Source organism: Bacillus sp. 7_6_55CFAA_CT2 (assembly GCF_000238655.1).
Classification (GTDB): Bacteria; Bacillota; Bacilli; order Bacillales; family Bacillaceae_G; genus Bacillus_A; species Bacillus_A cereus.
Genome location: NZ_JH414709.1, coordinates 459,520 through 469,895 on the forward strand (window position 1 = coordinate 459,520; position 10,376 = coordinate 469,895).

Genomic DNA, 10,376 nt, shown 5'->3' on the forward strand with positions numbered 1-10,376 from the left:
ATGAAATGATGTGTTTTAAATGTTAAACGTACCATGAAAATTTTGAAAATAAATTGATGGGAAATGATAAAAGACTTGAGCCTGAGGTAGTGGAGGATAACTATGGCTATGAATGGGAGTACTACTGGGGTGTGTACCATGATGCCAAAATGATGGGGTAACTTGACCGGGAATTTGATATTGCTGCCAAGTTGCGGGAAGTTCAATTCCTACATCGGAGCTAGCTGTATGAACTGCAGGAACATGTATCCCAGGAGTCGAAGGAACTACGGCAGTTACTCTTAATAATACCCACATGAAATATTCACTCCTAAGTTGAGTTAATAAATTAGTATATTCTTTTCACACGTATAAAGGTACATATATAGGACTTTCGTTTAAAACATGCGTACAAAGTCTTAAGACTAATGTAAGCTGATGGTGGACTATTTAATATGAAAAGATACGTCTATTTGCGGAGGGAAAATAGATAAAAAAATATACAATGAAGGTGTTAATCGTAATATTTTACGAGTGTATGGAGGTATTTTTATGGAACGATTATGGACGAAATCATTTATTCAAATGACTTTCGCAATGTTATTTTTATTTACAGGATTTTATTTACTTGTTCCAACGCTCCCGCTCTTTATTAAAGAGATAGGTGGCAATGAATCGCAAGTTGGACTTATGATGGGGATGTTTACAATAGCTGCGGTTGTAATACGACCGATTATTGGAGGAATGTTAGATCAATATGGTAGAAGATCCTTTATTATTTTCGGACTCATCTTTTTTGGCTTAACGATGTATTCCTATAATATAGCATCGACTATTGTCCTTTTAGCTGTTTTACGTGTTATTCACGGAGTAACATGGGCTGTTTCTACAACAGCTGTTGGAACAGCAATAACGGATATTATTCCAGATTCACGCCGCGGTGAAGGTATGGGTTGGTATGGGATGGCGATGACAATTGCAATGGCGATCGGACCTATGATTGGATTATGGGTTGTGCAAAATTATTCATTTGATGGTCTATTTTTATTAGCGACGTTGTTATCTTTTATGGCAGTCGTATTATCATTAATAACGAAGATGCCATTTACGCCACAAAAAGAAAAAGGGAAGATGCAGCTATTTGAGAAATCCGTATTAACAATCACGATTGTAGTATTCTTTTTATCGTTTGCATATGGAGGAATAACAACCTTTTTACCGTTATTTGCATCATCAATTCATGTGAATCCGGGAACTTTCTTTCTTGTATATGCAATTGCATTAACAATTGTAAGACCAATTTCAGGGAAACTATTAGATAAGTATGGAGAAGTATTCATCATACTTCCAGCATTATGTATTACTATTTTAGCTATAGTTGTTTTAACTATCTCAAATGGTTTGATAGGTGTAATTATCGCAGCAACATTATACGGTATTGGATTTGGTTCAGCGCAGCCAGCTTTGCAAGCGGCAATGCTTACAATTGTCGATCCGAGTAAAAGAGGAGTTGCAAATGCTTCATTTTTTACAGCGTTTGATTTAGGAATCGGATTAGGTGCTATTTTACTTGGAGTTGTTTCACAAATGTTTGGTTATCGTATTTTATTTTCAGGGAGTGCAATTTCAGCATTGATAGCCTTAATTATTTTCGTCTTCTTTGTAAAACAACGATTAGGAAAAAAAGAGTTTGCGTAAACTGGAGGAATAAAGATGAGAATTTCAATTGATCGTAAAGCTCTGCAATGGTTCCAGGAAGAATTACGTATAAAGCACGGTGCATCTGTACGTTTTACTGTAAGGTACGGAGGGGATAGTTCAATTCAGCCCGGATATTCTTTAGGGGTTGTTGCTGAGAAACCCGATGGCGAAATAGTGTCAGTTGAGAAGGAAGGTATTATATTTTTTGTAGATTCTGATGATCTTTGGTATTTTCAAAACTATGATTTATTTGTAAGTTATCATGAGGAAATGGAAGAAATTTAATTTAATTATGTAAAATAATAACTTTATTAAAAATGAATAAGTTTTATATAAAAATTATATTTAAGAGATAGTGAAATAAATATCATATAGTAACGAGCTGTATTTATGTACAGCTCGTTTTTTCTATTTCTCAAATAAAATTAGAATAATTGTATATTTGGCGGTGTTATATGAAAAATCTTTATATCTTGTTTTTGAAAATACGCAAAGAAGTCTATCCTTTCTTTATAAAATATAAGAATTATTTTCAGAAAATTGTATTGTTACAGTAAGAAAAGTGTAGGAAACTTATCATTATAAAATAAATTGAAATCTTCTAAAAACTCTGATACATTGAAATAGAAATGTAGTTTCACAATATTGTAAAGGCTTACAGTTATGTGCACGAAGATCTATTAGGATTGGAGGAAATAATGATGAAAGCTGAAGAAAAATTTTCCCCGGGATTAGATGGTATAGTGGCAGCGGAGACGAAAATCTCGTTTCTTGACACAGTAAAAGGTGAAATTGTAATTCAAGGGTATGACTTAATCGAACTCTCAAAAACAAAAGAGTATTTAGACATTGTGCACCTTTTATTGGAGGAACATCTACCGAATGAAGATGAAAAAGCAACACTTGAAAAGAAATTAAAAGAAGAATATGCAGTACCAGAAGGTGTATTCAACGTACTAAAGGCATTGCCTAAAGAGACGCATCCCATGGATGGATTACGTACAGGTGTATCAGCGTTAGCTGGTTACGATAATGATATCGAAAACCGCTCGTTAGAAGTGAATAAAAGCCGAGGGTACAAGCTGTTAAGTAAAGTGCCAAACATTGTAGCGAATAGCTATCATATTTTAAATAATGAGGAGCCAATTGAACCTCTTAAAGAATTATCTTATAGTGCGAATTTCTTCTATATGTTAACTGGTAAAAAACCAACTGAACTTGAGGAAAAGATCTTTGATCGTTCCCTTGTTTTATATAGTGAGCATGAAATGCCAAACTCTACATTTACAGCTCGCGTTATTGCATCAACACAATCAGATTTATACGGTGCTCTAACAGGTGCAGTTGCATCTTTAAAAGGAAGTTTACATGGCGGTGCAAATGAAGCGGTTATGTACATGCTTTTAGAAGCTGGTAATGTTGAGAAATTTGAAGAGTTATTACAGAAGAAACTATATAACAAAGAAAAAATTATGGGCTTTGGACACCGTGTTTATATGAAGAAGATGGATCCAAGAGCACTTATGATGAAGGAAGCTTTAAAACAGTTATGTGATGTAAAAGGTGATTATACACTATATGAAATGTGTGAAGCTGGAGAAAAGATTATGGAAAAAGAAAAAGGAATTTATCCAAATCTTGATTATTATGCAGCTCCAGTATATTGGATGCTAGGTATTCCAATTCAACTTTACACACCAATCTTCTTTAGCTCTAGAACAGTGGGGTTATGTGCGCACGTTATTGAGCAACATGCAAATAATCGTTTGTTCCGTCCACGTGTAAATTATATTGGCGAGCGACATGTACTTAGTAAATAAGAACAACTGGGGAGTTGTTAGCGCCGCCCGCCAGATGGGTGTTTGACCGACACCCATCATTAATAATAACGAATTTTCGACAGAAAGGGAAGAATAGCATGATTAAAACAAATGAAATTAAGCAAAAAGATGCATTATTAGAAGAGATTACCGATTATGTATTAAATAAAGAGGTTACTAGTGCAGAAGCATTCAGTACAGCTCGTTACGTATTACTTGATACACTTGGATGTGGAATTTTAGCACTGCAATATCCAGAATGTACGAAATTACTAGGACCAGTTGTGCCAGGAACAATCGTGCCAAATGGTACACGTGTACCAGGTACGTCTTATGTACTAGATCCAGTAAAAGGTGCATTTAATATCGGATGTATGATCCGTTGGTTAGACTATAACGATACTTGGCTTGCAGCAGAGTGGGGACATCCATCTGATAACCTAGGCGGAATTTTAGCAGTTGCAGATTATATTAGCCGTGTTCGTATTTCAGAAGGAAAAGAAGCTTTAAAAGTACGTGAAGTATTAGAAATGATGATTAAAGCACATGAAATTCAAGGCGTGCTTGCTTTAGAAAACAGCTTAAACAGAGTTGGTCTTGACCATGTATTATATGTAAAAGTAGCAACAACTGCAGTAATTGCGAAAATGCTTGGCGGAACACGTGAAGAAATCTTTAATGCATTATCACATGCGTGGATTGATAATTCTAGTCTTCGTACATATCGTCATGCTCCAAATACGGGCTCACGTAAATCATGGGCTGCAGGTGACGCAACGAGCCGCGGTGTTCATCTTGCAATGACTGCTCTAAAAGGTGAAATGGGTTATCCAACAGCATTATCTGCGCCAGGATGGGGATTCCAAGATGTATTATTCAATAAACAAGAATTAAAATTAGCAAGACCACTAGAGTCATATGTAATGGAAAATGTATTATTTAAAGTGTCATATCCAGCAGAATTCCATGCACAAACGGCTGCAGAATGTGCAGTGAAGTTGCATCCGGAAATTAAAGAGAGATTAGATGAAATTGACCGTATTACAATTACAACTCATGAATCAGCAATTCGTATTATTGATAAAGAAGGTCCATTAAATAACCCAGCTGATCGTGATCATTGCTTACAATACATTACGGCAATTGGTTTATTAAAAGGAGATATCGTTGCAGACGATTATGAAGATGCAGTAGCAAACGATCCACGTGTAGATGAATTACGTAATAAGATGGTTGTTGTTGAAAACAAACAGTACAGTTTAGATTACCTTGACCCGAACAAGCGCTCAATCGCCAACGCTGTTCAAGTTCACTTTAAAGATGGCACAGTAACAGAAAATGTGGAATGTGAATATCCACTTGGTCACCGCTTCCGTAGAGACGAAGCAATTCCAAAAGTTGTTCAAAAATTCACTGCAAATATGGCAGGTCATTATTCTAGTAAGCAACAAGAACAAATTCATGAAGTTTGTTTAAATGAAGAAAAACTAGAAAATATGAATGTAAACGAATTTGTAGATCTATTCTTAATTTAATAATAGGGGGAATTTAGAATGGCTTGGGTTGTGAAAAAGCAGTCAACACAAGAGGAGCTTGCGAATCGATTCCGAGCTTTAGTAGAAGCAAATGAAATTTTGCAAATTCCAGGTGCTCATGATGCAATGGCAGCTCTTGTTGCAAAAAATACAGGTTTTTCAGCTCTTTATTTATCAGGAGCTGCTTATACTGCAAGTAAAGGCTTACCAGATTTAGGTATCGTGACGTCTACTGAAGTGGCTGAGAGAGCAAGAGATTTAGTAAGAGCTACAGACTTACCTGTTCTTGTTGACATTGATACAGGATTTGGTGGTGTACTAAATGTGGCGAGAACAGCTGTAGAAATGGTGGAAGCGAAAGTAGCAGCTGTCCAAATTGAAGATCAGCAATTACCAAAAAAATGTGGACATTTAAATGGTAAGAAACTTGTTACTACAGAAGAATTGGTTCAAAAAATTAAAGCGATTAAAGAAGTTGCACCGAGCTTATACATTGTAGCACGTACTGATGCTCGCGGCGTTGAAGGATTAGATGAAGCAATTGAAAGAGCAAATGCATATGTAAAAGCAGGTGCAGACGCAATTTTCCCCGAAGCGCTTCAATCAGAGGAAGAATTCCGTCTATTTAATAGTAAGGTAAATGCACCTTTGCTTGCGAATATGACTGAATTCGGAAAAACTCCATATTATAGTGCAGAGGAATTTGCGAATATGGGCTTCCAAATGGTTATTTATCCTGTAACTTCACTTCGCGTTGCAGCGAAAGCATATGAAAATGTGTTTGCTTTAATTAAAGAAACAGGTTCTCAAAAAGATGCACTTTCTAATATGCAAACGAGAAGTGAATTATACGAAACAATTTCATATCATGACTTTGAAGAGTTAGATACTGGTATTGCAAAAACAGTATTATCAGAAGATCAATAGATAAAGCAGCGAAGGCGATGAAAATACATCTTTGGCAAAATAAAATGCTTGATGTGAAAAATTATCGCCTTCTATTTTCAAAAAAGATATTCCACTCATCGTAGACGAGCATAAGCAAAAAGCTATGAAAGCCGAATGATAGGGGGATACATATGGAGAAAACGAAGTTACCATGGGATGAATTTTTTTCACTTAATAAAGATATAAATCATACTTACTTTACACCAGAAGATTTTTCAGGTGATGAAGATTTAATCGCAAAAACGACAGAACAATTCGTTAAACAAGAAATTGTTCCACAAATGGAGAATATTGAACAACATAACTATAAAGTTTCTCGTCAATTATTTGAGAAAGCTGGGGAACTTGGATTATTAGGCATTGAGGTACCAGAAGATTATGGCGGGTTCGAGTTAGGAAAGGCTGTCTCAGGTCTTGTAGCAGAGAAAATGGGTTACGCTGGTGCGTTTAGCGTTTCTTTTAATATACACGCTGGTGTCGGTACATTGCCTTACATATATTATGGAACGAAAGAGCAAAAAGAAAAATATTTACCGAAAATCGCATCGGGAGAATGGATTGGGGCTTATGCTTTAACTGAGCCAAATGCTGGTTCGGATGCATTAAGTGCAAAAACAAGCGCCATATTGAATGAAGAGGGAACAGCTTGGAAGTTAAATGGTGAGAAGCAATGGATTACAAATGCTCATATGGCAGATGTATACGTTGTTTTTGCGAAGACAAATAAAGGAATGACAGCGTTTATTGTCGAAAGAACATGTGAAGGTGTATCTATTGGATTAGAAGAAAAGAAAATGGGGATTAAAGGTTCTTCAACAGCGACTCTTATTTTAGAAGATGTTGTCATCCCTGCTGAAAATGTTTTAGGGGAAGTTGGGAAAGGGCATCACGTAGCCCTTAATATTCTTAACTTTGCTAGACTTAAACTTGCTTTTGGGAATATTGGAACAGCAAAACAAGCAATTGGTTTGTCGGTTCAATATGGAAAAGAGCGAAAACAGTTCCAAACGGAATTAGTAGACTTTACGATGATTCAAGAGAAAATTGCAAATATGATTATTGCTACATATGGAGCCGAAAGTGCAGCTTATCGTACAGCAGGTGTAATCGATGAAGCAATTCATGAGAGCGATGAAGATCTTATGAAGAAAATGTCTCAATTTGCAATTGAATGTGCACTGAATAAAGTAAATGCTTCTGAAACACTTGCTTATATCGTAGATGAAGCTGTACAAATTCATGGTGGTTACGGTTATATGCAAGAGTATGAGGTAGAACGATTATATCGTGATGCAAGAATTAGTCGTATTTTTGAAGGAACGAACGAAATTAATAGATTAACAGTTGCTAAAATGTTAATGAAACAAATCGAACAATTAGAAGATACTGAAGTAGAAAGTAATGTAGCAAATGTAGAAAGAAACCATCGTTACATTTTATTAGCGAAAAAATTGTTGAAACAATCTTTGAAAACGCTCTCTAAAACTCCAGGTCTAAAAATTGACCAAGAACAAGAATATTCACGTGTAATATCAAATATGTTGACGGACGTGTACATCATGGAATCAGCGTTTTTACGTACGAGAAAAGCGGTACGTAAAAATGGAGAGGAAAAAGAACGTACGAAGCAACTCATAACGGATGTTATTTGTGAAGAAGGATACCGTAAAGTAGAAGAAGCGGCGATTTCTGTACTTTCAGCAGCTGTCACAAAAGAACAAGATAGAAATGTGATTTTAGCTGAAATCCGTCAATTATTAGTGCCTTTATACACGAACGTATTTACGAAGAAGAGAGAAATTGCGAAAGCTATTATAAATCGCGGGAAATATATTGTGTAAATAGGAGGAAAGCGATATGAAAAAGATTGGTTTTATCGGTTTAGGTAACATGGGTCTTCCAATGTCAAAAAATCTAGTTAAATCAGGTTACACAGTATATGGCGTGGACTTAAATAAAGAGGCGGAAGCGTCCTTTGAAAAAGAAGGCGGAATTATCGGTCTATCAATCTCAAAACTAGCAGAAACATGTGATGTAGTTTTTACAAGTTTACCTTCACCTCGCGCTGTTGAAGCGGTATATTTTGGAGCAGAAGGATTATTTGAAAATGGTCACTCGAATGTAGTTTTCATTGATACAAGTACGGTATCGCCGCAGTTAAACAAACAATTAGAGGAAGCTGCAAAGGAAAAGAAAGTAGACTTTTTAGCAGCACCTGTGAGCGGTGGTGTAATCGGAGCCGAAAACCGAACATTAACGTTTATGGTTGGTGGATCAAAAGAGGTATATGAGAAAACGGAATCTATCATGGGCGTACTAGGCGCGAACATTTTCCACGTTAGTGAGCAGATTGATAGTGGTACAACTGTTAAGTTAATTAATAACTTATTAATTGGTTTTTATACAGCTGGTGTGAGTGAAGCTTTAACATTAGCGAAAAAGAACAATATGGATTTAGATAAAATGTTTGATATTTTAAATGTAAGTTACGGTCAAAGTAGAATTTATGAACGTAATTATAAAAGTTTTATAGCACCTGAAAACTACGAGCCAGGATTTACTGTGAACTTATTGAAGAAAGATTTAGGATTTGCAGTTGACTTAGCTAAGGAAAGCGAACTCCATTTACCGGTAAGCGAAATGTTACTAAACGTATATGACGAAGCGAGTCAAGCTGGATATGGTGAAAACGATATGGCTGCTTTATATAAGAAAGTTAGCGAGCAATTAATTTCTAATCAAAAATAAATTATACAAAGGAGAGAATACAATGATTACAACTGAAATTAAACGAGTAAAAAATCACATTAACGGTGAGTGGGTTGAATCGACAGGTACGGAAGTAGAAGCAGTTCCAAATCCAGCGACTGGAAAAATTATCGCTTACGTTCCACTATCTCCAAAAGAAGATGTTGAAAAAGCTGTTGAAGCGGCAAAATCAGCATTCGAAACATGGTCTAAAGTACCAGTTCCAAATCGTTCAAGAAATTTATATAAATATTTACAGCTATTACAAGAAAATAAAGATGAGCTTGCAAAAATCATTACGCTAGAAAATGGTAAGACGCTAACGGATGCAACAGGTGAAGTACAGCGTGGTATTGAAGCGGTAGAACTTGCAACATCTACGCCAAATTTAATGATGGGTCAAGCACTTCCGAATATCGCTAGCGGAATTGATGGATCGATTTGGCGCTACCCAATCGGAGTTGTTGCTGGTATTACGCCGTTTAACTTCCCGATGATGATTCCGTTATGGATGTTCCCACTTGCAATTGCTTGCGGTAATACATTCGTATTAAAAACATCTGAAAGAACGCCACTTTTAGCGGAGCGACTTGTAGAATTATTCTATGAAGCAGGTTTCCCAAAAGGCGTATTAAATTTAGTACAAGGCGGAAAAGATGTTGTGAATAGCATTTTAGAAAATAAAGATATTCAGGCTGTTTCGTTCGTTGGCTCTGAGCCGGTAGCTCGTTACGTATATGAAACAGGTACGAAACACGGAAAACGTGTACAAGCGTTAGCAGGTGCGAAAAACCATGCGATTGTAATGCCAGATTGCAATCTTGAGAAAACAGTACAAGGTGTAATTGGATCTGCATTTGCAAGTAGTGGAGAGCGCTGCATGGCATGCTCAGTAGTAGCAGTAGTGGATGAAATTGCTGATGAATTCATTGATGTATTAGTAGCAGAAACGAAAAAATTAAAAGTAGGCGATGGCCTTAACGAAGATAACTATGTTGGACCATTAATCCGTGAATCTCATAAAGAGCGCGTTTTAGGCTACATTAATAGCGGTGTAGCAGATGGGGCAACTTTATTAGTAGATGGCCGTAAAATTAATGAAGAAGTTGGAGAAGGTTACTTTGTAGGTGCGACAATCTTTGATGGCGTGAATCAAGAAATGAAAATTTGGCAAGATGAGATTTTTGCTCCAGTATTAAGCATTGTACGAGTTAAAGATTTAGAAGAAGGTATTAAACTAACAAATCAATCTAAATTTGCAAATGGTGCAGTTATTTATACGTCAAACGGTAAACATGCACAAACGTTCCGTGATAATATCGATGCTGGTATGATCGGTGTAAACGTAAATGTTCCAGCACCAATGGCATTCTTCGCATTTGCAGGAAATAAAGCGTCATTCTTTGGTGATTTAGGTACAAATGGCACAGATGGCGTTCAATTCTATACACGTAAAAAAGTTGTAACTGAGCGCTGGTTTTAATATAAAATAAACAGCCAAATTAGTTATTAAATGAAAACCACCACTATTAATAGTGTGGTTTTCATCTTGTTAATTACTTTTTTCTAAAAGCAAGTTTAATACCAAAACCAATTAAGACGACTCCCGTTAACCCTTGAATATAACGCTGCGTCTTCGGTTTTT

9 protein-coding genes are annotated in these 10,376 nt (G+C 36.1%); 8 read left to right on the top strand and 1 reads right to left on the bottom strand.

Annotated elements, in window-relative coordinates; genetic code table 11:
* Positions 1–15: 15 nt before the first annotated feature.
* The gene (locus HMPREF1014_RS11480; protein WP_000270092.1) at positions 16–297 is read right to left on the bottom strand and encodes a hypothetical protein; all 282 of its coding nucleotides are present in this window, start codon (positions 295–297) and stop codon (positions 16–18) included.
* Positions 298–531: 234 nt separating this feature from the next.
* On the opposite strand from HMPREF1014_RS11480, the gene HMPREF1014_RS11485 reads away from it, so the two are divergent.
* The 8 genes from HMPREF1014_RS11485 to HMPREF1014_RS11520 all read left to right on the top strand — a co-directional run bounded on the left by HMPREF1014_RS11485 (position 532) and on the right by HMPREF1014_RS11520 (position 10,214).
* Positions 532–1,677 (top strand): MFS transporter, encoded by a 1,146-nt coding sequence (locus tag HMPREF1014_RS11485; protein WP_000440665.1) that lies wholly within the window; start codon positions 532–534, stop codon positions 1,675–1,677.
* A 15-nt stretch (positions 1,678–1,692) separates the two neighbouring features.
* Complete coding sequence (locus HMPREF1014_RS11490; protein WP_001222840.1) at positions 1,693–1,965, top strand: HesB/YadR/YfhF family protein; 273 nt, start codon at positions 1,693–1,695, stop codon at positions 1,963–1,965.
* A 413-nt stretch (positions 1,966–2,378) separates the two neighbouring features.
* Complete coding sequence (mmgD, locus tag HMPREF1014_RS11495; protein WP_001987369.1) at positions 2,379–3,500, top strand: citrate synthase; 1,122 nt, start codon at positions 2,379–2,381, stop codon at positions 3,498–3,500.
* A gap of 98 nt (positions 3,501–3,598) precedes the next feature.
* Entirely contained in the window at positions 3,599–5,035 is a 1,437-nt protein-coding gene (gene prpD / locus HMPREF1014_RS11500) for a 2-methylcitrate dehydratase (protein ID WP_000598121.1), read from the top strand.
* A gap of 18 nt (positions 5,036–5,053) precedes the next feature.
* Positions 5,054–5,962, top strand: a complete 909-nt coding sequence (prpB, locus tag HMPREF1014_RS11505; protein ID WP_000312639.1) for a methylisocitrate lyase — start codon at positions 5,054–5,056, stop codon at positions 5,960–5,962.
* A 152-nt stretch (positions 5,963–6,114) separates the two neighbouring features.
* Positions 6,115–7,824 (top strand): acyl-CoA dehydrogenase FadE, encoded by a 1,710-nt coding sequence (locus HMPREF1014_RS11510; protein WP_000415985.1) that lies wholly within the window; start codon positions 6,115–6,117, stop codon positions 7,822–7,824.
* A gap of 16 nt (positions 7,825–7,840) precedes the next feature.
* On the top strand, positions 7,841–8,731 hold the full coding sequence (locus tag HMPREF1014_RS11515; RefSeq protein WP_000719411.1) for an NAD(P)-dependent oxidoreductase: 891 nt from the start codon (positions 7,841–7,843) through the stop codon (positions 8,729–8,731).
* 22 nt (positions 8,732–8,753) lie between these two features.
* Positions 8,754–10,214 (top strand): CoA-acylating methylmalonate-semialdehyde dehydrogenase, encoded by a 1,461-nt coding sequence (locus HMPREF1014_RS11520; RefSeq protein WP_000633365.1) that lies wholly within the window; start codon positions 8,754–8,756, stop codon positions 10,212–10,214.
* Positions 10,215–10,376 lie beyond the last annotated feature (162 nt).

What these genes read in the sequence shown, in the direction of transcription:
- HMPREF1014_RS11485 (WP_000440665.1), top strand. Translation starts at nt 532, where the DNA reads ATGGAACGATTATGGACGAAATCATTTATTCAAATGACTTTCGCAATG.
- HMPREF1014_RS11510 (WP_000415985.1), top strand. Translation starts at nt 6,115, where the DNA reads ATGGAGAAAACGAAGTTACCATGGGATGAATTTTTTTCACTTAATAAA.
- mmgD (WP_001987369.1), top strand. Translation starts at nt 2,379, where the DNA reads ATGATGAAAGCTGAAGAAAAATTTTCCCCGGGATTAGATGGTATAGTG.
- HMPREF1014_RS11515 (WP_000719411.1), top strand. Translation starts at nt 7,841, where the DNA reads ATGAAAAAGATTGGTTTTATCGGTTTAGGTAACATGGGTCTTCCAATG.
- HMPREF1014_RS11490 (WP_001222840.1), top strand. Translation starts at nt 1,693, where the DNA reads ATGAGAATTTCAATTGATCGTAAAGCTCTGCAATGGTTCCAGGAAGAA.
- HMPREF1014_RS11480 (WP_000270092.1), bottom strand. Translation starts at nt 297, where the DNA reads ATGTGGGTATTATTAAGAGTAACTGCCGTAGTTCCTTCGACTCCTGGG.
- prpD (WP_000598121.1), top strand. Translation starts at nt 3,599, where the DNA reads ATGATTAAAACAAATGAAATTAAGCAAAAAGATGCATTATTAGAAGAG.
- HMPREF1014_RS11520 (WP_000633365.1), top strand. Translation starts at nt 8,754, where the DNA reads ATGATTACAACTGAAATTAAACGAGTAAAAAATCACATTAACGGTGAG.
- prpB (WP_000312639.1), top strand. Translation starts at nt 5,054, where the DNA reads ATGGCTTGGGTTGTGAAAAAGCAGTCAACACAAGAGGAGCTTGCGAAT.